The sequence below is a fragment of the Mesorhizobium ventifaucium genome (assembly GCF_935822925.1).
GTDB lineage: Bacteria > Pseudomonadota > Alphaproteobacteria > Rhizobiales > Rhizobiaceae > Mesorhizobium > Mesorhizobium ventifaucium.
In genome coordinates this window covers 428,057-450,141 of record NZ_CAKXZS010000011.1, presented here as the reverse complement: position 1 = coordinate 450,141, position 22,085 = coordinate 428,057, and the positions used below count along the sequence as shown (strand labels likewise).

Below are 22,085 nucleotides of genomic sequence, written 5' to 3'. Positions count from 1 at the left end.
GAGCCTGCCGTCAGCGTCGCTGACCACCATGCTCGGCTCGAGCCGAAAGCATTTTCAAGCCAGATCAATGCGGCGCGCGGATCCTTGCAGAATATGCCTGAGCCCAAGGTTGAGCGCTTGAACGGATCGTCGACCGTCATCGGGCGAGCGGCGTCTTTCAAGCCTGCTCGGCGCGGACGGCGCGCCGCCGGCGCTCGCCCTTCTGGGTCTCCACGATGCGCACACGCTTGACGCGGCGTGGATCGGCGTCGAGCACATGGAATTCGAACCCAGGGATGGCCTGCACCACTTCGCCGCGGGCCGGGACCCGGCCAAGCGTGTTGAAGATCATGCCGCCGATCGTGTCGACATATTCGCCATGCTCGCCGGCGGCGAAATCCTCGCCGATCATCTTGGCGACATCGTCGATCTCGGCCTTGCCGTCGACGACGAACACGCCCTCGCCGGTCTGGGTGATCATCGGCTCGTCCTCGTCGTGCTCGTCCTCGATGTCGCCGACCACCATCTCGACGATGTCCTCGAGCGAGACCAGACCATCGGTGCCGCCATATTCGTCGATGACCAGCGCCATCTGGGTGCGCATCGCCTGCATCCGCCCCATCAGATCGGAGGCGAGCATCGACGGCGGCACGAAAAGCACCGGGCGGATCAGGGTCAGGTCGCCGATGGTGCGCGTGAGATCGACCTTGGCGAGATCGAGAAGCGTGGCAGGGGCGGCCTTCCTGGTCGTCCTGCCCTTTCTGACGCGGGCGATCTTGGTGATGTGAGCGAGCACGTCGCGGATGTGGACCATGCCGCGCGGGTCGTCGAGCGTCTCCGAATAGACCGGCATGCGGGAATGGCCGGACTGCTCGAACAGTCCCAGAAGATCGCCCAGGTTCGTCGTGATCTCGACCGCCTCGATGTCGGCGCGCGGCACCATGACATCCTCGACGCGAACCTCGCGCAGGCGCAGGATGTTGTTGAGCATGGCTCGTTCGCCGGGCGAAAAGGCGCCGGCATCGCTCGCCGTTTCGGCAAGCGCGTCGGCGATCTCCTCGCGCAGGCTGGTGCCGTTGCGTTGCCTGAACAGGCCGAGCACGCGATCGAACAGGGAAGGACCGGCAGGCGATGACTCGCTGGCGAAGCTGCCGGTCGTGGTACTCGGACTAGAGTCCTCTTCCGTCTGTTCGGATGGCGTGGTCGCACTGCCGGCGTCTGGGCGGGCGGCAGTCTCTGGTTTGTCGTTCATCGTCGTCCGGTCATTTGATCTTTTTAGTTACGCGTAGGGATCGGGAATGGCAAGCCTTGCAAGTGCTGCGCGTTCGACGGCTTCCATTTCTTCGGCCTCGGCGTCGGTCTCGTGATCGTAGCCCAGCAAATGCAGCAGGCCGTGGATGACGAGATGGGTGATATGGTTGTCGACAGGCTTGTCTTCCAGTGCGGCTTCCCGCGCAACCGTCTCGGCGGCCAGCACAATGTCGCCCAGCATGGGCGGCAGCGGACCGCCCTTGGCGAGCGGAAAAGCCGGGAAAGACAGGACGTTGGTCGGTTTGTCCTTGCCGCGCCACCCCGCATTGAGACTGCGGATACGGGCATCGTCAGAAAAAACGATGCTGAGTTCGGAACGGCCGGCCGCACCGGCTTCGGTAAACGCGGCGGCAACGGCGTCATCGACCAGCCGCGTCAGCGCGGCCTCATCGGGCCAGTCGCCCGCTTCGATTGCTATATCGATGTCGACGGGAACCGGAAGATCCCCGCCTACAGATTTTTTGTCCTCAGCCATAAGGCCGCATCATCGTGTTTTCTTGTTTGAGCATCGGATTTCCCCAAAACCGGTTCCCACTTTTGGGTCCGATGCTCTAGCCTTCGGCGCCCAGGCCCCGGGCCAGCTTGCCGTCGCGGTCGTAGGCCTTGACGATCTCGGCGACCAGCGGATGCCTGACGACGTCGCCTTCGTTGAAGCGCACCGTCACCATGCCGGTGACGCCGTCGAGGATCCTGAGCGCCTCGACCAGACCGGATTTGGTGTTTTGCGGCAGGTCGATCTGGGTCGGATCGCCGGTGACAATCATGCGCGAATTCTCGCCGAGACGGGTCAGGAACATCTTCATCTGCATCGGCGTGGTGTTCTGCGCCTCGTCGAGGATGACGGCGGCGTGCGCCAGCGTGCGGCCGCGCATGAAGGCCAGCGGCGCGATCTCGATCACCTCGGCGGCAATCGCCCGCTCGACCTTGTCGGCCGGCATCATCTCGTAAAGCGCGTCATAGAGCGGCCGCAGATAGGGATCGACCTTCTCCTTCATGTCGCCGGGCAGGAAGCCGAGCCGCTCGCCGGCCTCGACGGCCGGCCGCGACAGCACGATGCGCTCGACCATGCCGCGTTCGAGCAGCATCGCCGCATGCGCCACCGCCAGGAAGGTTTTTCCCGTGCCAGCCGGGCCGATGCCGAAGACGAGTTCGGACCGCTCCAGCGCGCGCATATAGGCGTCCTGGTTGAGCGAGCGGGCATAGATCGTCTTCTTGCGCGTCGATATCTGGGCGGCGGACACCTTGCCCTTGCGCTCCAGTGTCGGCAGTGTCAGTTGGTCGTCGGCGGCGATCGCCATGCGGACGGCACCGTCGACGTCCGACTGGCCGATGTCAGCGCCTTTCTGGAGAATGCCGTAGAGATTATCCAGGGCGCGGCGCGCCTGCTCGGCGGCCGAGGCGGAGCCCTTAATGGTCAGCTGGTTGCCGCGCGAGCGGATATCGACGCCAAGCTTCTGCTCGAGCCTGGCCAGATTCTCGTCGAACTGGCCGTAAAGGGCGCTGGCAAGCTTGTTATTGTCGAAAGTCAGAACGATGTGCGCCATATCCGAAGCCCCCGATGGTAGGTTCTGGGGCAGGTTCTTCACTTCCGCAGCGCTCAACCGTCTCTCCTCATCTGCCGAGACCTTCAGGCCAATTCGGCGAACAGGCTGTTGTAACCCGTCTTCGTGATTCGTACCTGGATAATCTCACCGATTTCGCCGGACTTTTCATCAACAATAACCGGCTGCAGCCACGGCGAGCGGCCGACCTTCTGGCCAGCCTGACGGCCCGGCTTCTCGATCAGCGTGTCGATGGTGCTGCCGATCAGGCTGGCGCCGAAATCCTGCTGCTGGGTCAGCAGCAGCGCCTGCAGCCGCTGCAGGCGCTCGTCCTTAACCGCTTCCGGCACATGATCGGCCATTTCCGCGCCCGGCGTGCCGGGGCGCGGCGAATATTTGAACGAGAAGGCCGAGGCATAGTTCACCTGGCGGACAAGGTCCATCGTCGCCTCGAAATCCGCATCCGTCTCGCCGGGAAAGCCGACAATGAAATCGCCCGAAAGCGCGATATCGCTGCGTGCGGCGCGGATCCGGTCGAGCAGCGTCAGATAGTCTTTTGCCGTATGCCTGCGGTTCATCGCCTTGAGGATGCGGTCGGAGCCGGATTGCACAGGCAAATGCAGATAGGGCATCAGTGCCGGCAAGTCACGGTGAGCGGCGATCAATTCGTCGTCCATGTCGCGCGGATGGCTGGTGGTGTAGCGCAGCCGCGCCAGCCCGGGAATCTCGGCCAGCCGGAACAGCAGGCGGCCAAGGCCCCATTCCTCGGCGTTTTCGCCTTCGCCGTGCCAGGCATTGACGTTCTGGCCAAGCAGCGTCACCTCGCGCACGCCGGCTTGCGCCAGCCGCTCGGCCTCGGCGACGATCTGCGCCACCGGCCGCGACACTTCCGAGCCTCTGGTATAGGGCACGACGCAGAAGGTGCAGAACTTGTCACAACCTTCCTGCACGGTCAGGAACGCGGTGACGCCGCGCCTGGTGATCTCGGCGCGCTTCGGCTGCGGCAGATGCTCGAACTTGTCCTCGATGGCGTAGTCCGTCTCGACGATCTTTTCGCCGCCACGCACCCGTGCCAGCACATGCGGAAGCCGATGATAGGTCTGCGGGCCGATGACCAGATCAACGGAAGGCGAGCGGCGGATGATCTCGGAGCCCTCGGCCTGCGCCACGCAGCCGGCGACGCCGACCAGCATCTCGCGGCCGGCCCGAGCCCGTTCGGCCTTCATCTCACGAATGCGGCCGAGTTCGGAATAGACCTTTTCGGCGGCTTTCTCGCGGATATGGCAGGTGTTGAGCAGCACCAGATCGGCCTCGCCGATCGCATCCGTCGCAGTGTAGCCGTCGGCGGCCAGCGCGTCGGTCATGCGCTGCGAATCGTAGACGTTCATCTGGCAGCCATAGGTCTTGACGAAGACCTTCCGGCTCGCGGCAGGCGGCGCGACCGCAGTTTCGGTCGCAGTATCGATGTCGTCCCGTTCGATCGTGTTCAATTCCATCTGGCGGCTTCTAACGCCTTTCCCCGACAAAAAACAGACGATTCTGCTTTGCAGCGCCGCGCCTCCCGTGGACGCGCAAAGCGCTGTAGCTTTTCCGGCTTACCGGCTCGGGCGCGGATCGGCGAGCGCCGCTTGCACCATATCACGCACCTGACTTTCCATCAGCCTGGCCGTTTCTTTGCGGCTGGAGCCCTTGGAGAAGGCGACCGGCTCGCCGAAATGCACTTCGACATCGAGCCCGCCCTCCGCCATCAGGACCCTGAGATGCGGCATCAAATCCTCGTCGCCGATCCAGGCGGCAATCGGCCGGTGCCTGCGGCCGAGCGGCACGCCATGCAGGCGCGTGTAGACGATCGCCACCGGCTGGATGAAGACTTTTTCGGCCGCCCCTTCCGAAATCGCCATCGAGGCGGCGCCGAACAGCGTGCTCTTGAACGGCAGGATCATGTTGCCGTCGGAGGTCGAACCTTCGGCAAACAGCACCATGGCGTCACCCTTGGCCATGCGGCTGGCGATTTCGCTCGCCTGGTCACCTGACGAACGCTTGCGCTCGCGCTCGATGAAAACGGTGCGCTGCAGCTTCGACAACATGCCGATCAATGGCCAGCCGGCCATGTCGGCCCTGGCGATGAACGTCACGTCGGTCATCGATCCCAGCACCATGATGTCGGTCCAGGAGATATGGTTCGACGCAACCAATAACGGGCGCTGATTGGACAAGGTCCCGCTGACATGGATGCGCATGCCGAGCGCCCGGATGATGAGCCGGTGCCAGATCTTCAGAATGAAAGTCTCGCGCCAGAGGCCGGTCTTCATCGACAGGATCTGCAACGGCACGAGGATCAACGAGCCTGCGACAACGAGGCTCAGCGCCAGGAAGATCCTGATTTTTCCGATCATCCGCTCTTGGCCCTATCCCGAGTTCTGGCTAGAGCGACGCGTCCAACTGGACGCCCAAAGCACGCTCTAGCGCTTTGAATCTGCGCATCTCGACCTACGCATCGTGCTTTCCGAAAATCGGTTCCGATTTGCGGGCCGCAGCGCTAGCGAAGATCGCGGCGCATGACAAGCGCTCCGGTCGGGCCGTGCTCGGGCGATCTGTAATAGTTGGCACGTTTGCCGACCTCGCGGAATCCCAGCCGCCGGTAGAGCGCGATCGCGGCGACGTTGGTCTCGTCGACCTCGAGGAAAAGCGCCTCTGCGCGTTGCGCATGCAGTTCACGCAGCACCGCGTCCATCAATTGCCAGCCGAGCCCCTGGCGGCGATGGGAGCGCGCCACCGCGACAGTCAGGATCTCGCCTTCGCCGGCTGCCAGGCGCGCCAGCACGAAACCGACCGGCGGCTTGGCACCCTGACCGCTCTCGCGCGCGGCATAGCCGAACACCGTGTCCTGCTCGAGCAGTGCGGCGAATTCGTCGTCGCTCCACGGCCGGACGAAATCCTCGCGATGCAGCACCGACAGGGCCGCACTGTCGGCAATCGTCAGCGGCTCGAGCGCAAAGTCCCTGCGGCGCGGCTGGAGGAAAGGAATGCGCATCAGTTTTTCTTCCCGGCTTTCTTCCTGGACAGGATAAACCCGGCCTGCGGCTTGGCGTCCGCCCCGCGCAAATAAAGCGGTTTCGGCTTTTCGCCTTCACCCTTGGTAGCGGCCAGCCGGGCATAGAAGGCGATATCCGAAGTGGCACTTGTCGGGCCGATGTCGAAGGCGCGCCCGGCCGACGCGGCGATTTGCGTGGCCGCCGTGCCGGCCAGAACCGGAGACCTGTCAACCGCCATGGCGGCGGCTTGCGAAAGCGTGGTCACAGCGGGACCGTAAATCAAAACGGATGCTTCGTCGTAAAGCGCTGCATGGATCTCCTCGCGGCCGGCGTCGAGCGCGGCCAGGACGGCGCGGCCGGGAAATGTCGCTTTTGCTTGCGCCGCCAGCGCTTCCAGCGTCGTCACCCCGATTGCCGGGATTTTCAGCGCCAGCGCCAGGCCCCGCGCCGCCGAGACGCCAACGCGCAGTCCTGTGAAGGAGCCCGGGCCGGTGGAGACAGCGATGGCGCCGAGGCCGGCATAGTCGGCGCCGCCGGTCGTCAACGCCTCTTCGATCACAGCCATCAGATGTTCGGCATGGCCCTTGCCGAGATCGAGCACCGAGCGGCCGAGTTCCTTCGCGGCCGCCGCGTCGTAGACACAGGCGGCGCAGAGATTGGCGGCACAATCGATGGCAAGCAACTTCATGAGGCGGCCGGTTGGGAGCACCCGCTTGGGGTACAGGGAGTTCGAAAGACAATTTCCCTGTGCCTGCCATGGCTCATCCCTGCAAGGGGATAATGCATAAATCGTTTGGCGGCTTCGCTTCGACCTCGCCCAAAAGAGGCAACTTTCAGCGAACCCAACCCTCAATGAACCAGTGCCGCACTATGCGGTCTGGTCGATGCGCAGCATGTGATTGTCCCAGACATAGTCCGGCTCGGACCGTGTCGCGCCGCCCGCTTCGACGATTTCGCCCGTGCCAGTCGTCGCCATGAAGCCCGTCCCGTCGGGCGCCAAGCCGCAGACCTCGGCCAATGCGTTGGTGGCGACGATCCGGCCGCTGGTCGCATCGATCACCGCAAGCGAGTTGCCTTCCGGCGAGGACACGGCGACGGTGCCGGCAGCGGGGTTGGCGGCGACCGAGCCGATGTAGTTCCTCAAGCCGGACAGCACGTCCTGCGGCATGTCGAGCAGTTGCAATTCCTTGCCGCGGGCGGCGCAGCCGACCAGCAGCGGACAATCGCTGCCCGGCCCCCTGTACTGGCAGCCGAACCAGACCGTGCCGGATTTGTCGGTATCCATGTGCCGGATCGAAAGCTGGTGCAGCGCCGGCGGCAATTCGTGCTTTTCGGCAAGGTCGCCGGTAAGGCGGTCGACCAGCACATAAGATGGCTTCATCGTCGCGATGTTGAGCTCGGCGCGGCCATAATCCGGATGCGTCTCGATGCCGCCATTGGCGACGGCAATCGTCCTGCCGTCGCCGAGCAGCAGAAGCTCGTGCGGACCCGTGCCATAGGTCGGGAACTCACCAACGCGCTTGAATTTCGCACGCGCGTCATAGACGCCGACCACGCCGGCGGCATTGTCGAAATCGTTCTCGGTGGCGTAGAGCAGCGCACCATCGGTCGAAAACACGCCGTGGCCGAAGAAATGCCGTCCACTGACGCTGGCAATGGTCAGCGGCTCGTCGCGGCCGGTGTGGTCGAAGACCACGGCGAAGGTGCCGGGCTGCCTGGCAAAGACCACGGAGCGCTTTGACACCGGATCGAAGGTGACATCGTGACCGCGGGCGGGCAGGTCGATGGCATGCAGCACCTTGCCGGCCTCGGACAGGATCGCCGCGCCATAGCTGCCGTCGCGCTTGACGAAAGCGCTGGCGAAGACGGCGTCGGTGGCAAGCGTCTTCGCCCATGCCGGTGGCGCCATCGCGGCAACAAAGCCAACGCCTGCGGCCCTGAGAAAATCACGACGATCGATCAGCGGCGTTTTCAAGAGACCGTCCTCTCGGGCACGGTCCCCTTCCTCGACACGGGGATCTTGACAGATCGGAGGGCTTCCTGGCGCCAGGCACCCAGCGATCGTTTGAATGGATCACCACAGGCGTTCGGGATTGGCCGAAGCCTCCCCAGCTTCGTCATCCTTGGGCGGAGCAGGAGCGAAGCTCCGTCGCGGAGACCCAAGGATCCATGCCGTAATCTTGGTCGAAGTTTGCAGCGGAGCAGAATTCCGCACCGTTGCAGCGCCTTGAAGTCACGGCATGGATCCTGGGGTCTGCGCCGCGTCGCTTCGCTCCTTGCTCCGCCCCAGGATGACGACGGGAAGGGCGTTTCAGCCAATCTCGAGAGCATGCGATCCCATCCACGTCATCCGATCAGTCAACCTTCTGCGCCAGAAATTAGTCCAAAAAGTCTCCAACTTTTCCAGATCATGCTCAGTCTCCGTCGAGCGACGAGAACCCGGCGGTCAGGCCGAATTCGGCGGTCAGCCTGGTGCCGATCAGGGTCGATAGGCTGGATGTCACCAGCGAAAAGTGGTCGAGCTTCTGGCGCAGCGTCGGGTCGGCGAGCGCCTTGTCGATCGGGCCTCTGATGGCGGTAGCGTCGGCGGCGCCGTTGACGAGCTGGATGTGGATCGATTCCGCCATCCAGCGCGCATCGGGCGACAGCGCGTCGCCAAGCTGCGAAGCCTGGAACAGAGCGTCCATGCCCGAAAGGTTTCCGGTCAGCGAACGCGTGGTGTTTTGTGAACGCCAGTAGATCGCCTGTTTCGGCTTGTCGGCCTCCGGGCTACTCCCCAGAAAACCTTTCAGGCGCACGTCACGGACCAACTCCAGTTCGTTGATGAAGACGCCGACCAGTTCGGTCACCGCTTCCGTGCCGTCGCGGTAGAGTGCGTTTTGCGGCCCCGGATTGGCCCAAAGTGCTGCAAAGCCGTCGGGCTTGTTCCAGGCGTCGCTGACCTCGGCGGCAATCGTTTCGATGTTGCCGGCGACGGCCGCGCCGTAAGCGCAGCGATAGGGATCGTCCTTGCCGGCGAGCCGCTCGGCGCCATCGCCGTAAAGCACGAATTCCAGCGCGCCGAGCCCTTGCATGGCGACGCTCTTTGTCGCCAGCTGGGCCGGATCGGCGGCGGTCCGGTCTTTACTGGCCAGCGCCGCCTGCACCTGCCTCAGGCCGATGCTCTTTCGGTCCGGCCAGAACAGCATGCGCTCCAGCCGGTTGTTCTGCGTGATCGGTCCGATGCGGATGATCTCGACGACCGACCAGGCATCCACGGTGCCGGAGAACTCGGCGCGCGCCGCATCAAGATGGTCCTGCGAAGGCGCGTCGCACAGGGTGCGCACTGCGTTGCTCAGGCTGTCCGCATGGTCATGCAGGCGCGTATAGGCGGGGCGAACAAAGCCGTCGATTGCTCGCTGGATCACGTCGGAAGCCTTCACCGCTGCGGACGCCGACAATGCGCAGGCGAGGACCAGCGGGAGAGCCAGGACAACCGCCAGACGCTTCGACATCACAACGACTCCAGGAATTTGACCAGTGCGGCGCGATCGGGCGCGGCGGCGGCGGCAAAACGGTCACGCGCCTTCTGCCCCTCGCCGCCATGCCACAGGATCGCCTCGGTTAGCGTGCGCGCCCGCCCGTCATGCAGGAAGAAGTTGTTGCCGTTGACGGTCTGGGTAAGACCGATGCCCCACAGCGGCGGCGTTCGCCATTCGCTCCCGGTAGCATCGCCCACCGCTTGCCCGTCGGCGAGGTCCGGTCCCATGTCGTGCAGCAGAAAATCGGAATAGGGCCAGATCAGCTGGAAGGCCTGTGCCTTGTTGGGCGTGCCGCGGCGGGTGACGAATTTCGGCGTATGGCAGGAAATGCAGCCCATGTCGTAGAACAGTTTCTTGCCGGCCAGCACATCGGGCTTGTCGAGATCGCGCCGCGCCGGCACGGCGAGGTTTTGCGAATAGAAGGTGACGAGGTCCATGACCGGCGGCGGCGCCTCGACCGGGCCGAGGCGCTCCTGGGCGCCGCTGGGCATGGCAAGGCAGGTCTTTTCGGCCGCGGTGCAATCCCCCCAGTGGTTCGGCACTTCCGGCGTCGAAATGCCGATGTCGCCGGCGAACGCGTCCGCCGCTTGCTGGCGGATCGAAGGGGCCTGCGCCTTCCAGCCGAAGCGGCCGAGCGTCGGCTCGCCGCTCTGGCCGTCGCGCACGATGTTGGGCTTGCCGGAGATGCCGTCACCATCCCGATCGTCCGGATCGGCATCGGCGAGAATGTCGGCCGGCGCGATTTGCTCGACCAGGCCGAGGCCGATCATCGGCGGCGTCAAGCGCGGCGAAAGCGTGGTGTGCGGATCGAGCGGCCCGTTGGCAAGTTCATCGACCGAATAGCTCGGCTTGCGCAGCCAAACCACGGTGCCGTCCGGCAGCGTGACTTTTTGCTCCTGATAGACGACACGCATCCTGCCTTCGCCCCGAAGACCCGGAACGGCCAGTTCCTGCAATTGCGAGCCGTAGACCGGATCGGGGAAGTTGAGCACCTTGCGGGCGGCCAGCGCTGCTTTCTCCTCCTCGGTGCTCGCCTGGCGCGCCAGCCGCAGGAACATCGAAGTGGTACCGCTGTCGGCGTCCGGCGGATGACCGCGACCGTCCTTCAGATGGCAATTCTGGCACGCCCGCTCGTTGAACAGCGGACCAAGCCCGTCCGATGCCTGCGTCGACGAGGGCGACGACACCCAGTTCTTGCGGAAAAGGGCATTGCCGAGCTTGAAGGTGCCCTCTTCCTCGAACGTGATATTGGTCGAGGATTGCGAGAAAGCGTCCTTGTTGGCGCCTTTCCGTGACGTGCCGGCGCCGCCCTGCATCGGCTCGAACTGTTCGGGCTTGGAGAAATCCCTGGTCGGCCCGGTGATGGCAATGACGCGCGCAAGATCCTTCGGCGTCAGATCGGCACGGCTGGTGGCGAGACTCGCCGGTTCGGGCGCGCCGGCCAGCGCCGAGGCGGTCAGCGCGACCACTACGGCAAGCGAAAGCCCGCGAACCCAGCCGTATCGCGGGTTGTGCTGGGACGGCAGGCCGTAATCCTCGGCCCGCCGCAAGCGGCGCAAGAAATCTAAGGGGCGCCGCATTCCCGCATGTCCCTAATCCGCCTCGTCGGCCGATGCCGCGTTGAGCTGGCCGTATTTTTCCTCGCCGATCGAGGCGAGCAGGTCGAGTTGCGTCTCGAGGAAGTCGATGTGACCTTCCTCGTCAGACAACAAATCCTCGAACAGCTTCATCGTCACATAGTCGCCTGCTTCTTCGCAAATCTCGCGCGACCGCTTGTAGGCAGAGCGCGCGTCATATTCGCCGGCAAGATCCGATTCGAGCACTTCCTTGACATTCTGTCCGATGCGCAGCGGTGCTACCGACTGCAGGTTCGGATGGCCTTCAAGGAAGATGATGCGGGCCACGAGCCGGTCGGCATGGTGCATCTCCTCGATCGATTCCGCGCGTTCCTTCTTCGCCAGCTTGGCGTAGCCCCAGTCCTCCAGCAGCCGGAAATGCACCCAGTACTGATTGACTGCTCCAAGTTCCAGAAACAGAGCCTCGTTAAGCCGCTCTATGATCTGCTGTTCGCCTTTCATGGGTTCTGCTCCCGTATTGGACGCGCAGGCCTCTGACGCGATCCAGGTGTGAAACGACATCCCCGCCGCTCGCCTCCGAGCGGGCGTGGTAATTTTCGGTTACCCGAATGATCGTTTCGACCACATTTGGGAAGCAGCCGCAACAGCGACCACGCTTCTGCATGGCATGATAGATTTTCGCCGGCACGATAAGCTGCCAGGGATCCTGATCCAGCAGCCCGACGATCGTCTGCTCAATCTCCTTCTCGGTGATGATGTTGCAATGGCAGATCAGCATTATTTGCTCTGTGGCTGACAGCGCGTGCTCGGCGCCGTGTGGCTTATTTTCTTAAGTGGAGCCTGATACCGATTTCAACTTTCGCGACGCGGACTTTCGGTTCGGGCTCCGGGCATCGAGGCCCTACTGAAACACCTTGTCTGGCGCATCGAGGCTGTCCGAGCCCTCGAAGGCGATGGCATTGAGTTTCAGGGCGCCGACGGCGCGCTCGATCGACTTGGTCTGGTCGACCAGCGCGTCGATCGCCGCCTGCACGGTGGCGTTGCCTTGCGTATTGCCTTCGCCGATCTGCTGGTCATAGGCCTCGCCGCCAAGCGCCCGCGCCTTGATGGCTTCCATCTTGGCGACAGTGACATCAAGCTTTTCGGACAGTTCCTTGTCGATCGCTGGATCGGCCTCCTTGACCATGTCGGACACCGAAGGGCCTTCGACGACCGTGCCGTCGAGGCGCGTGTAGCTGCCCTTATAAGCGGCACGAATGCCGACGGCATCGTAGAGATGGGAATCGTAGGTGTTGTCAGAGAAGCAGTCATGCTCCTCTTCCGGATCGTGCAGCAGCAGGCCAAGCTTCATGCGCTCGCCGGCGAGTTCGCCGTAGGACATCGAGCCCATGCCGGTGAGAATGGCCGAGATGCCGGCTTTCGGCTCGCCATCGACAAGGTTCTTGCGGGCGGCGCCGCCTTCCTTCCAGTCGTTGACCATGTCCTGCAGATCGGAAACCAGAAGCTCGCTCGCCGACTTCAGGTACTGCCCGCGACGATCGCAATTGCCGCCGGTGCAGTTGGCGAGGTCGTAGTCGGTATAGGGCCGTTCGCCGGCGCCCGGGCCGGTGCCGTGCAGATCCTGACCCCACAGCAGGAATTCGATGGCGTGATAGCCAGTCGCCACATTGGCCTCGATGCCGCCGGCTTCCTGCAGCGTGCCGGAGAGGAACTCGGGAATAAGATTGGTGGCGTCGATCTTCTTGCCGTCGATTTCGATCGACTTGTTGGCGATCACATTGGCGGTGTAGAGCGCATTCGCGTCCGACTCGGTGCCGTAGTTCTCGGCGATATAGTCGATCAGGCCTTCGTCCAGCGGCCAGGCATTCACCTTGCCTTCCCAGTCGTCGACGATGGCGTTGCCGAAGCGATAGACTTCGGTCTGCTGATAGGGAACGCGCGACGCTTTCCAGGCCTCGCGGGCGGCAGCCAGCGTTTCCACCGAGGGCTTGGCGAGCAGCGCGTCGACGGCTTTGTCGAGCGCCTGCGCCGAGGTCAGCGAATCCTCATATTTGGCGAGCGCAATGTCGGAATAGGTCTCGATGACCGCCTTGGCATCGGTTTCCGCCTTGGCCGGCAGCACGAATATCGCCGCCGTCAAGGCCGCCGTGGCGCCGATCGCTGCAAGCCTGCTGCCATATCGCGCCATGATCATCGCTCTCATGATTGTCATCTCCCTCGGGAATTCAGTGAAAATGCCGGCGCCAAAGGCGCGTCGGCAGGCAATCGGCGCCAAGGCAGGTCCATGCCATTGGGCGTGATACAGGCCGCGGCATAGCGCGGTTTGCGGAAGAAAGACATCGAAATGCCTCCAATCGAAAGGGTTCAAGGCCCAGACATCAAAGGGATGCGCTTGACGCGCAAGCTTCCATAAAGCGATGAAGGTGCCGGAAGTCAACCGATTTCAGAGAGAAAAGCCAATTGAAACAACAGTTTAGAATTATTCTAAACTGCAAGTATCAACTTTAGCTGCATTTGCCGTGCCGCCGTCGACGAGACGATTGACAGACCGCCATTCCGGGTGCGACCCGCAAAGGTGGTCTTGCGGCGGCGTCAGACAATCGCCACTTGGCGAGACGTCCTAGACTTCGATGACGCGTTGGAGAGATGAGGAATTGGGTCTGCGATGAAAAACGGTGTGGTCATTGTCGGTGCGGGTCATGCGGGCGTGCAAGCGGCCGCCAGCCTGCGCGAGGACGGCCACGACGGACCCGTGATCCTCCTCAGTGACGAGGACGAACTGCCCTACCACAAGCCGCCGCTGTCGAAGACCTTCATCAAGGATCAAGAGGCCAAACCGCAGCCGCTGCGCGGCGAGGCTTTTTATACCGGCAGCGCGATCGACTACCGGCAGGGCGTCCGCATCGATCGCATCGATGCCGGCGGCCGTGGGCTGGAGCTATCAGATGGCGGCACACTGCCGTTCGACCGGCTGATCCTGGCGACCGGTTCGCGGCCGCGCATGCTGTCGTTGCCGGGTTCGGATTTTTCAGGCGTGGTGTCGCTGCGCTCGCTCGCCGACGCACGCCTGATCCGCGAATTGAGCGCACAGAGCGAGGATGTCGTCATCCTCGGTGGCGGCTTCATCGGGCTGGAGATCGCCGCGACGCTCAAAGCGGCCGGCCGCAAGGTTACCGTGGTCGAGGCGGTCGACCGGCTACTCGGCCGGGCGGTGGCGCCGATCATCGCGAGCCACGTGCGGCAGCGGCTGGAAGCGATCGACGTGCGCATCCTCACCGGCACCACGATTGCGCGGCTCGAAGGCGAGAACGGCTATGTCTCGGCGGCAATCACCGCATCCGGCGAGCGGCTGCCGGCGCAGATGGTGATCATCGGCATCGGCGTCGTGCCTAATGTCGAACTGGCGCAGACCGCCGGCATCACGATCGCCAACGGCATCCGCGTCGACCAGCAGATGCGCACGTCTATGCCCGAAATCCTCGCTATCGGCGACGCCGCCTCCTACCGGCACTGGCTCACCGGCGGCGATGTGCGGCTGGAATCGGTGCAGAATGCGACCGACCAGGCGCGTCTCGCCGCGCGCACCATCCTCGGTCACGCCGACGCCTTTGCGGCGGTGCCATGGTTCTGGTCCGACATCGGCGACATCAAGCTGCAGATGGTCGGCCTGATTTCGGGCGGCGACAGCCATGTCGTGCTGGGCGACGTCAACGAGAACAGATTTTCGATCTACCATTATGCTGGAAATCGTCTGCTCGGCATCGAGTCGGTCAACCGGCCGGGCGACCATATGCTTGGCCGCAAGATGCTCGGCGCCGGCTTCTCGCCGACGCCGCAGACGGTTGCGACGGGACCGGACGGACTGAAGGCGGCGCTCGCCGCCTTCCAGCAGGTAGAGCCTGTCCGCGCCGCTGAATAAGGATATGTTGATATTCAGGTGATGCCGGGTTGCGAGCGGCGATATCCTGCGCCCGCCGATGCCGACCGCCAATTGTCGATCTCGGCTCTGCCCCTCATCGCCCTGCCGGGCACTTCTCCCCGTGAAGAACGGGGAGAAGGGGCTGATCGCAACGCTGGCGTCCCCCTGTCCCCGTTTTTCACGGGGAGAGGGTAAGGGTGAGGGGCAGCGCCAACGCCCGGAAAGATCACCTCAGGCGGCGCGGACTTCGCGGATCGAGCTTTCCAGGATGTCGAGCGCTTCGTTCATGACGCCGTCCTGGATGGTGATTGGCGCGAGGAAACGGATGACGTTGCCGTAGACGCCGCAGGTGAGCAGAATCAGCCCTTTGTCGAGCGCCTTCAGCCGGACCGCATTGGCGATCTCGGCCGATGGCAGGCCCTTATTCACATCGTTGAACTCGACAGCGTTCATGAAGCCCGGGCCTCTGATATCGACGATCTCCGGCGTGTCGTCGCGGATCGATTGCAGCCGCTGCTTCAGCCGGTTGCCCAGCGTGTTGGCGCGGTCGCAGAGCTTTTCCTCGTCGATCACGTCGAGCACGGCATGCGCCGCGGCGACGCCGATCGGGCTGCCGCCATAGGTGCCGCCGAGCCCGCCGGGGTTCGGCGCATCCATGATTTCGGCACGCCCGGTGACCGCCGCCAACGGAAAGCCGCCGGCCAGGCTCTTGGCCATGGTGGTGATGTCGGGCGCCACCTCGTGATGATCCATGGCGAACATCTTTCCGGTGCGGGCAAAGCCGGTCTGCACCTCGTCGGCGATCAACAGCATGCCGTGCTGGTCGCAGACCTTGCGTAGCGCCGTCATGAAGTCGCGCGGCGCCTCGTAGAAGCCGCCCTCGCCCTGCACCGGCTCGACGATGATGGCGGCGACGCGGGCCGGATCGACATCGGCCTTGAACAGCCGGTCGAGCGCGGCCAGCGAATCGGCGACCGTGATTCCGTGCAGCACCACTGGGAACGGCGCGTGGAAAACATCGGCCGGCATGGCGCCGAAGCCGACCTTATAGGGCACGACCTTGCCGGTCAGCGCCATGCCCATGAAGGTGCGGCCATGGAAGCCGCCGGCAAAGGCAATGACCGCCGGCCGGCCGGTGGCGTTGCGGGCGATCTTGATGGCGTTCTCCACCGCTTCGGCACCGGTGGTGACGAAAATTGTCTTCTTGTCGAATTTGCCCGGCAGCATGCCGTTCAGCCGTTCGGCCAGCCTGACATAGCTCTCATAGGGCACCACCTGATGGCAGGTGTGGGTGAAGCGGTCGAGCTGCGCCTTGACCGCCTCGATCACCTTGGGATGGCGGTGGCCGGTGTTGACGACGGCGATGCCGGACGAGAAATCGATGTAGCGACGGCCTTCGACATCCCAGATTTCCGAGTTCTCGGCGCGGTCGGCATAGATCTGCGTGGTCATGCCGACGCCGCGCGAGATCGACTGGTTCTTGCGTTCGGAAATGGCTGAATTCTTCATGATGTCCCTCGCCGGCCCGGCGCCTGTTCTCGGTTGGATGATTGCCGGGAATTGTTCTGATCTTATTTCACGTTTTCCTCAAGTTGGCACCGCCGCCAGGCGATTGGGCCTGCCGCCTTTGGCGTCGTGTTCCTTCGCGCCCCCCTCTGGCCTGCCGGCCATCTCACGGGTGGGGAGATTGGCTGTCATTGATGGTTTCGCCAATCGCGAACGTTGCAGAAGGAGCGCGGCCGACGAAGCTGCCGATCTCCCTCCTTGTGGGGGAGATGCCAAGTTTTGGCAAAGAGGGCAGGCCAGAGGGGGGCGCGAAGGAACACGACGCGGGGAATTGAAAGCGGGCCGCTCACGCAGTCCGCACAAACCCGTCACTGGCCCGCAAGAGGTTGCGCGTATAGTCCTTGGTCACGTGCCGCTTGACAAGGTCGCTCGCCGCCAGATTTTCCACCGCCTCGCCGTTCTGCATCACCATCAGCCGCTCGCACATATGGGTGATGATGGCGAGGTCGTGGCTGACCATCAGGAAGGTCAGCTTGCGCCGCCGCCGGATCTCTTCCAAGAGGTTGAGCACCTCGGCCTGCACGGAAGCGTCGAGCGCCGAGGTCGGCTCGTCGAGCAGCAGGATCGACGGCTCGAGGATGAGCGCCCGCGCGATCGCCACGCGCTGGCGCTGGCCACCCGACAATTGATGCGAATAGCGGAAGCGGAAGCCGGTACCGAGCCCGACCTCGTTCAGCGCCCGCTGGATGCGCTTCTCGCCATCGGCAAAGCCGTGGATGGCGAGCGGCTCCTGCAGCAGCCGGTCGACGGTCTGGCGCGGATGCAGCGAGCCGTAGGGGTCCTGGAAGACCATCTGCACTTCGCGATAAAAGGCCTTGTCGCGGCGCGTGCCGAGCTTTTTGCCGTTGACGGTGATGCTGCCCGAAGCGGCCGGTGCGAGGCCGGCAATCGCGCGCAGCAGCGTCGATTTGCCGGAGCCGGATTCGCCGACCAGCCCAAAGGATTCGCCGGATTGCACTTCGATGCTGACACCCTTGAGCGCGCGAAAGCGATCGAAGACCACCTCCAGCCTGTCGACGGAAAGCGCTGCCGTCATGCCGCCCACTCCGGCTTACGGTCGAGCACCGGCAGAGGATGACGGTCGGCGCCGATCTTCGGCATGCAGTTGAGCAGGCCGCGCGTATAGGGGTGCTGGGCGCGGCCGAGCTCCGAAGCCTTGAGCTGCTCGACCACCTTGCCGGCATACATGACGATCACCCGGTCGCAGAAGGACGAGACCAGGCGCAGATCGTGCGAGATGAAGATCAGGCCCATGCCGCGCTCGCTGACCAGCCGGTCGAGGATGCCGAGCACCTCGAGCTGCACGGTGACGTCGAGCGCGGAGGTCGGCTCGTCGGCGATCATCATCTCCGGCCCGGCGATCAGCATCATGGCGATCATGGCGCGCTGGCCCATGCCGCCCGAAACCTCGTGCGGATGCAGGTCGAAGACACGGGCGGGATCGCGGATCTGCACCGCCTCCAGCATGGCGAGCGCCCGCGCGCGGGCTTCGGCCTTGCCGACCTTCTCATGCGTGCGCAGCGTTTCGACGATCTGGCGGCCGATGCTCATCACCGGATCGAGCGAATATTTCGGGTCCTGGAGGATCATGGCGATGCGCTTGCCGCGCAGCGCCCGGCGGTCGCGGGGCGAGGCCGCGAGCAGGTCGATGCCGTCGAAGGCAAGTTTGCCAGCCGTGACCTCGGCCTGCGCCGGGGTCAGGCCCATGATGGCGCGGCCGGTCTGCGACTTGCCGGAGCCGCTCTCGCCGACGATGCCGAGCCGTTCGCGGCCGAGCGAGAAGGAAACGCCGCGCACCGCCTCGATCCGGCCGGTGCGCGTCGGGAAGGTGACGCGCAGATTGTCGACCTCGAGAAGCGTGCTCATTGATCACCACTGCGCGGATCCAGCGCGTCGCGTAGGCCGTCGCCGAGCAGGTTGAAGCCGAGGCTGACGATGAGGATTGCAAAGCCTGGTGCGCCGGCCACCCACCATTGGTCGAGCACGAAGCGGCGGCCCGACGCTATCATCGCGCCCCATTCCGGCAGCGGCGGTTGGGCGCCGAGGCCGAGGAAGCCGAGACCGGCGGCGGTCAGGATGATGCCGGCCATGTCGAGCGTCACCCTGACGATCAGCGAGGAGATGCAGAGCGGCATGATGTGGCGCAGCACGATGCGGAACGGCGAGGCGCCCATCAATTGCACGGCCTTGATGTAATCCGAATTGCGCACGGTGAGCGTTTCGGCACGGGCAATACGGGCGTAGGGCGGCCATGAGGTGATGGCGATGGCGAGCACCGCATTCTCGATGCCGGGACCGAGTGCTGCGACGAAGGCCAGCGCCAGGATCAGCTTCGGAAAGGCGAGAAAGATGTCGGTGATACGCATCAGGATCGCATCGATCCAGCCGCCGGCATAACCGGCGACGGTGCCGACCAGCAGGCCGATAGGAGCGGCGATGACTGCGACGAGAATGACGACGTAAAGCGTCCATCGCGAGCCGAAGATGACGCGCGAAAGGATGTCGCGGCCGAGGTCGTCGGTGCCGAACCAGTGCTCGGCACTTGGCGCCAGCAGCCGCGAGCCCTTGAGGTCGCCGAATGTCGGCGAATAGGGCGCCAGCACATCGGCAAAGGCGGCGACCACCAGCAAAGCGATGATGATTAGCAGGCCGAGAAACGCCAGCCGGTTGGCGGAAAAGCGCCGCCACGCGACATAGGCACGACCGAGCCTGGCTTGCATGCGCGACGCCGGCCGCTCGCTGAGCAGCCAGTCGCGACGGCTTTGTATCACCTCAACGCTCATCTCACTTTGGTCCTCGGATCAAGCACCCGATAGAGCAGGTCGGACAGGAGGTTGATGCCGATGAACACCGAGCCGATGATGATGGTGCCGCCGAGCACGGCGTTCATGTCGGCGTTCTGCAGGGAATTGGTGATGTAGAGGCCGATGCCCGGCCATGAGAACACGGTCTCGGTGAGCACCGAGCCTTCGAGCAGGCCGGCATAGGAAAGCGCGATCACGGTGACCATCGGCACCGCCGCGTTGCGCAGCGCGTGGCCCCAGATGATGCGTGTTTCCGACAGGCCCTTGGCGCGCGCCGCCACGATATATTCCTGGGCAAGCTCGTTCAGCATGAACGATCGGGTCATCCGGCTGATATACGCGAGCGAGAAATAGCCAAGCAGCGAGGCCGGCAGGATGATGTGGCGGAAGGCATCGCGAAACACATCCCACTGCCGCTGCCACAGCGCATCCAGGAGATAAAGGCCGGTGATCGGCGTGAAGGTATATTCATAGACGATGTCGAGGCGGCCGGGAAAAGCCACCCATTGCAGCCTGGCGTAGAACAGCACCAGCGCCAGCAGTCCCAGCCAGAAGATCGGCACGGAGTAGCCGACCAGGCCGATGATCCGCACGATCTGGTCGATGATGCTGCCGCGCCGGACCGCCGCCAGCACGCCGAGCGGCACACCAAGCAATGCGCCGATCAGCGTTCCCAGCGTCGCCAGCTCGATCGTCGCCGGAAAGGCGCGGCGAATGTCGGTCATCACCGGATTGGTGGTCAGCACCGAGGTGCCGAAATTGCCGTTCAGGGCATTCTTCACATAGATGTAGAACTGCTCGATCAGCGGCAGGTCGAGCCCCATCTCGCGCCGCGTGCGCTCGACGACATTGGCCGGCGCGCGGTCGCCGAGCACCGCCAGCACCGGGTCGATCGGGATCACCCGGCCGATGAAGAAGGTCACCGCGAGAAGACCGAGATAGGTGGTTATTGCGATGACCAGGAAACGGGCGATCGACGACGCGACGGCGCGGGCGCTGCCGCGGCCCGCCGTCTCTTCGCTTTCAACAGTACTCATGCGGCGCGTCCGCCGGCATCATTCCTTGGAGATCTGGCCGACGAAATTGGTGTCGAAGCTCGGGCCGAGCGCGAAGCCCTTAAGGTTCTTGCGCAGGCCGGCCACTTCCAGCTGCTGGTGAACGATGATGAAAGGGCTGGTTTCGAGAATCTTCCTCTGCAGATCCTGGTACATTGCGGCGCGCTTGGCCGGATCCTTCTCGAGCAGGGCCGCTTCGGTCTGCTTGGTCAACTCCGGAATGTCCCAGGCGTTGCGCCAGGCCAGGGTCTTGGTCTTGCCTTCATCCGAATTGTCGGGGTTGCTGGCGAAGGTCTGGGCGTTGGAGTTCGGATCGAAATAATCCTGGCCCCACTGGCCGATATAGATGTCGTGATTGCGGGCGCGGTATTTGGTTAGCGTCTGCTTGCCGTCGCCGGGAATGATCTCCAGCTTGACGCCGGCCTGGCCGAGCGTCTGCTGGAACGATTCCGCCATGCCGGTCACCGGCTGGGTGTTGCGGACGTCCATGGTGACGCTGAAGCCGTCGGCCAAGCCGGCCTTGGCGAGCAGTTCCTTGGCCTTGGCGAGGTCGAATTTGAACGGATTTTCGTCCAGCTCACCGAGCACGCCTTTTGGCAGGAAGGTCTGGTGGATCTCGCCAATGCCTTTGAGGATGGTCGAGCTCAGGGCATCATAGTCGACAAGATATTTGAAGGCCTGGCGAACCTCGGGTTTGGCGAGGTTCGGGTTCTTCTGGTTGAGGCTGATGTAGAAGACCGTGCCCTTCGGCGCGCTGGTGGTGGTGAGATCGGCGTTCTTGGCGATGGCGTCGAGGTCGTTCGGCTCGAGATTGCGGGCAACGTCGATGTCGCCGGCCTCCAGCGCCAGGCGCTGGCCCGAGCTTTCCTTCATGTTGCGATAGATGACGCGGGCAAGCCTGGCCTTTTCGCCGTGATAATTGTCGTTGCGCTCCATGACGACGACCTCGTTGGCCCGCCATTCGCGCAGCTTGAAGGCGCCGGAGCCGGCATAGCCGGTCTTCAGCCAGGCGTTGCCGAAGTCATTGTCGTATTTGTAGTCGGCGCTGGGCGTCACCGCGGCGACATGTTCCTTGACCAGCTTGGCGTCAACGACCGACGCGACGGTTGCCGACAGGCAGTTCAGGACGAAGCTCGGCGCATAGGTCTTGTCGACGGTGAACTGGAACGTCGTGTCATCGACGGCCTTGGCCCTCTCGGTGACGTTGTCGCCGGTGATGCCGAACTGGCCGATGATGAAGGCCGGGCTCTTGTCGAGCTTGATGGCGCGCTCGAAGGAGTAGGCGACGTCCGCCGCGGTGATCGGATTGCCCGAGGCGAATTTCAGGCCGGGCTTGAGCTTGAAAGTGTAGGTCAATCCGTCGTCGGAGACAGTCCAGCTTTCGGCGAGATCGCCCTTGACCTTGGACGTATCACTGAGATCGAGGCGGACAAGAAGATCGTAGGTGTTGCCGGTGACCTCGGCGGTCGACAGCTCGAACGCCTCGCCCGGATCCATTGAGATGATGTCGTCGATGGCGAAACCCTCGACCAGCGTGTCGGCCGGCGTGACCGCCAAGGCAGGCGCGCCGGCCAGAAGCAGCGCGGACATGGCTGCGCCGGCGAGCAGGACGCGGGAGCGTAGAGCAAACTTTTCCATCATCATTTTTAACTGTTCCCTGTTTTTGTTGACCTGAGTTCCCAGCTCAGGGTTTGGCATTCACCTGCCTAATCGAACTATGACCCTGAACCGGTCGTCCTGGTGATTTTTATCCAGTTCCGCCTCACCTTATCCGGCG

20 protein-coding genes are annotated in these 22,085 nt (G+C 63.7%); 1 reads left to right on the top strand and 19 read right to left on the bottom strand.

All coding sequences use genetic code 11. From position 1 onward, the window contains the following. Positions 1–157: 157 nt before the first annotated feature. From NMG70_RS10365 to NMG70_RS10305, 13 genes are all read right to left on the bottom strand, one after another. Positions 158–1,231 carry a hemolysin family protein gene (locus NMG70_RS10365; RefSeq protein WP_254024388.1) on the bottom strand — a complete coding sequence of 358 codons (1,074 nt, stop codon included), beginning with the start codon at positions 1,229–1,231 and terminating at the stop codon, positions 158–160. Between the two features lie 27 nt (positions 1,232–1,258). Next, entirely contained in the window at positions 1,259–1,765 is a 507-nt protein-coding gene (gene ybeY, locus NMG70_RS10360; protein ID WP_254024387.1) for an rRNA maturation RNase YbeY, read from the bottom strand. A gap of 76 nt (positions 1,766–1,841) precedes the next feature. After that, positions 1,842–2,834: a PhoH family protein gene (locus NMG70_RS10355; RefSeq protein WP_436798370.1), complete on the bottom strand. Its 993-nt coding sequence runs from the start codon at positions 2,832–2,834 to the stop codon at positions 1,842–1,844. Positions 2,835–2,917: 83 nt separating this feature from the next. Beyond that, positions 2,918–4,327, bottom strand: a complete 1,410-nt coding sequence (miaB, locus tag NMG70_RS10350; protein ID WP_301555143.1) for a tRNA (N6-isopentenyl adenosine(37)-C2)-methylthiotransferase MiaB — start codon at positions 4,325–4,327, stop codon at positions 2,918–2,920. Between the two features lie 99 nt (positions 4,328–4,426). Then, positions 4,427–5,227, bottom strand: coding sequence for a lyso-ornithine lipid O-acyltransferase (gene olsA / locus NMG70_RS10345; protein WP_254024386.1), 801 nt, complete (start codon positions 5,225–5,227; stop codon positions 4,427–4,429). Positions 5,228–5,370: 143 nt separating this feature from the next. Continuing rightward, complete coding sequence (gene rimI / locus NMG70_RS10340; RefSeq protein WP_254024385.1) at positions 5,371–5,865, bottom strand: ribosomal protein S18-alanine N-acetyltransferase; 495 nt, start codon at positions 5,863–5,865, stop codon at positions 5,371–5,373. Then, complete coding sequence (gene tsaB, locus NMG70_RS10335; protein WP_254024384.1) at positions 5,865–6,554, bottom strand: tRNA (adenosine(37)-N6)-threonylcarbamoyltransferase complex dimerization subunit type 1 TsaB; 690 nt, start codon at positions 6,552–6,554, stop codon at positions 5,865–5,867. The genes rimI and tsaB overlap by 1 nt, the downstream gene beginning before the upstream one ends. Positions 6,555–6,734: 180 nt before the next feature. Then, positions 6,735–7,841 carry a DUF1513 domain-containing protein gene (locus NMG70_RS10330; RefSeq protein WP_254024383.1) on the bottom strand — a complete coding sequence of 369 codons (1,107 nt, stop codon included), beginning with the start codon at positions 7,839–7,841 and terminating at the stop codon, positions 6,735–6,737. Positions 7,842–8,280: 439 nt separating this feature from the next. Beyond that, positions 8,281–9,360 (bottom strand): imelysin family protein, encoded by a 1,080-nt coding sequence (locus NMG70_RS10325; RefSeq protein ID WP_254024382.1) that lies wholly within the window; start codon positions 9,358–9,360, stop codon positions 8,281–8,283. After that, positions 9,360–10,967, bottom strand: coding sequence for a di-heme oxidoreductase family protein (locus tag NMG70_RS10320; protein ID WP_254024381.1), 1,608 nt, complete (start codon positions 10,965–10,967; stop codon positions 9,360–9,362). Before NMG70_RS10320 ends, NMG70_RS10325 begins: the two co-directional genes overlap by 1 nt. Before the next feature lie 12 nt (positions 10,968–10,979). Beyond that, the gene (bfr, locus tag NMG70_RS10315; protein ID WP_254019134.1) at positions 10,980–11,465 is read right to left on the bottom strand and encodes a bacterioferritin; all 486 of its coding nucleotides are present in this window, start codon (positions 11,463–11,465) and stop codon (positions 10,980–10,982) included. Then, entirely contained in the window at positions 11,431–11,742 is a 312-nt protein-coding gene (locus NMG70_RS10310) for a (2Fe-2S)-binding protein (RefSeq protein WP_254024380.1), read from the bottom strand. Before NMG70_RS10310 ends, bfr begins: the two co-directional genes overlap by 35 nt. A gap of 123 nt (positions 11,743–11,865) precedes the next feature. Next, a complete protein-coding gene (locus NMG70_RS10305) occupies positions 11,866–13,158 on the bottom strand; it encodes an imelysin family protein (RefSeq protein ID WP_254024525.1) in 1,293 nt (430 codons plus the stop codon). Positions 13,159–13,629: 471 nt separating this feature from the next. Here NMG70_RS10305 and NMG70_RS10300 point away from each other — a divergent pair, with 471 nt between their 5' ends. Continuing rightward, positions 13,630–14,883, top strand: a complete 1,254-nt coding sequence (locus tag NMG70_RS10300; protein WP_254024379.1) for an NAD(P)/FAD-dependent oxidoreductase — start codon at positions 13,630–13,632, stop codon at positions 14,881–14,883. A 231-nt stretch (positions 14,884–15,114) separates the two neighbouring features. On the opposite strand, the gene NMG70_RS10295 is transcribed toward NMG70_RS10300, so the two are convergent. From NMG70_RS10295 to NMG70_RS10270, 6 genes are all read right to left on the bottom strand, one after another. Further along, positions 15,115–16,392, bottom strand: a complete 1,278-nt coding sequence (locus tag NMG70_RS10295; protein ID WP_254024378.1) for a 4-aminobutyrate--2-oxoglutarate transaminase — start codon at positions 16,390–16,392, stop codon at positions 15,115–15,117. 343 nt (positions 16,393–16,735) lie between these two features. Further along, positions 16,736–17,485 carry an ABC transporter ATP-binding protein gene (locus NMG70_RS10290; protein ID WP_254024377.1) on the bottom strand — a complete coding sequence of 250 codons (750 nt, stop codon included), beginning with the start codon at positions 17,483–17,485 and terminating at the stop codon, positions 16,736–16,738. After that, positions 17,482–18,315, bottom strand: a complete 834-nt coding sequence (locus NMG70_RS10285; RefSeq protein WP_254024376.1) for an ABC transporter ATP-binding protein — start codon at positions 18,313–18,315, stop codon at positions 17,482–17,484. Before NMG70_RS10285 ends, NMG70_RS10290 begins: the two co-directional genes overlap by 4 nt. Continuing rightward, the gene (nikC, locus tag NMG70_RS10280) at positions 18,312–19,232 is read right to left on the bottom strand and encodes a nickel transporter permease (protein ID WP_254019139.1); all 921 of its coding nucleotides are present in this window, start codon (positions 19,230–19,232) and stop codon (positions 18,312–18,314) included. The genes NMG70_RS10285 and nikC overlap by 4 nt, the downstream gene beginning before the upstream one ends. Continuing rightward, a complete protein-coding gene (locus NMG70_RS10275; RefSeq protein WP_254024375.1) occupies positions 19,229–20,290 on the bottom strand; it encodes an ABC transporter permease in 1,062 nt (353 codons plus the stop codon). Before NMG70_RS10275 ends, nikC begins: the two co-directional genes overlap by 4 nt. Before the next feature lie 18 nt (positions 20,291–20,308). Further along, positions 20,309–21,952, bottom strand: coding sequence for an ABC transporter substrate-binding protein (locus tag NMG70_RS10270; protein ID WP_254024374.1), 1,644 nt, complete (start codon positions 21,950–21,952; stop codon positions 20,309–20,311). Positions 21,953–22,085 lie beyond the last annotated feature (133 nt).

What these genes read in the sequence shown, in the direction of transcription:
- NMG70_RS10325 (WP_254024382.1), bottom strand. Translation starts at nt 9,360, where the DNA reads ATGTCGAAGCGTCTGGCGGTTGTCCTGGCTCTCCCGCTGGTCCTCGCC.
- NMG70_RS10290 (WP_254024377.1), bottom strand. Translation starts at nt 17,485, where the DNA reads ATGACGGCAGCGCTTTCCGTCGACAGGCTGGAGGTGGTCTTCGATCGC.
- olsA (WP_254024386.1), bottom strand. Translation starts at nt 5,227, where the DNA reads ATGATCGGAAAAATCAGGATCTTCCTGGCGCTGAGCCTCGTTGTCGCA.
- NMG70_RS10355 (WP_436798370.1), bottom strand. Translation starts at nt 2,834, where the DNA reads ATGGCGCACATCGTTCTGACTTTCGACAATAACAAGCTTGCCAGCGCC.
- nikC (WP_254019139.1), bottom strand. Translation starts at nt 19,232, where the DNA reads ATGAGCGTTGAGGTGATACAAAGCCGTCGCGACTGGCTGCTCAGCGAG.
- NMG70_RS10305 (WP_254024525.1), bottom strand. Translation starts at nt 13,158, where the DNA reads ATGATCATGGCGCGATATGGCAGCAGGCTTGCAGCGATCGGCGCCACG.
- NMG70_RS10300 (WP_254024379.1), top strand. Translation starts at nt 13,630, where the DNA reads ATGAAAAACGGTGTGGTCATTGTCGGTGCGGGTCATGCGGGCGTGCAA.
- rimI (WP_254024385.1), bottom strand. Translation starts at nt 5,865, where the DNA reads ATGCGCATTCCTTTCCTCCAGCCGCGCCGCAGGGACTTTGCGCTCGAG.
- NMG70_RS10295 (WP_254024378.1), bottom strand. Translation starts at nt 16,392, where the DNA reads ATGAAGAATTCAGCCATTTCCGAACGCAAGAACCAGTCGATCTCGCGC.
- NMG70_RS10310 (WP_254024380.1), bottom strand. Translation starts at nt 11,742, where the DNA reads ATGCTGATCTGCCATTGCAACATCATCACCGAGAAGGAGATTGAGCAG.
- NMG70_RS10270 (WP_254024374.1), bottom strand. Translation starts at nt 21,952, where the DNA reads ATGATGATGGAAAAGTTTGCTCTACGCTCCCGCGTCCTGCTCGCCGGC.
- NMG70_RS10275 (WP_254024375.1), bottom strand. Translation starts at nt 20,290, where the DNA reads ATGAGTACTGTTGAAAGCGAAGAGACGGCGGGCCGCGGCAGCGCCCGC.
- tsaB (WP_254024384.1), bottom strand. Translation starts at nt 6,554, where the DNA reads ATGAAGTTGCTTGCCATCGATTGTGCCGCCAATCTCTGCGCCGCCTGT.
- NMG70_RS10365 (WP_254024388.1), bottom strand. Translation starts at nt 1,231, where the DNA reads ATGAACGACAAACCAGAGACTGCCGCCCGCCCAGACGCCGGCAGTGCG.
- NMG70_RS10285 (WP_254024376.1), bottom strand. Translation starts at nt 18,315, where the DNA reads ATGAGCACGCTTCTCGAGGTCGACAATCTGCGCGTCACCTTCCCGACG.
- NMG70_RS10320 (WP_254024381.1), bottom strand. Translation starts at nt 10,967, where the DNA reads ATGCGGCGCCCCTTAGATTTCTTGCGCCGCTTGCGGCGGGCCGAGGAT.
- miaB (WP_301555143.1), bottom strand. Translation starts at nt 4,327, where the DNA reads ATGGAATTGAACACGATCGAACGGGACGACATCGATACTGCGACCGAA.
- ybeY (WP_254024387.1), bottom strand. Translation starts at nt 1,765, where the DNA reads ATGGCTGAGGACAAAAAATCTGTAGGCGGGGATCTTCCGGTTCCCGTC.
- bfr (WP_254019134.1), bottom strand. Translation starts at nt 11,465, where the DNA reads ATGAAAGGCGAACAGCAGATCATAGAGCGGCTTAACGAGGCTCTGTTT.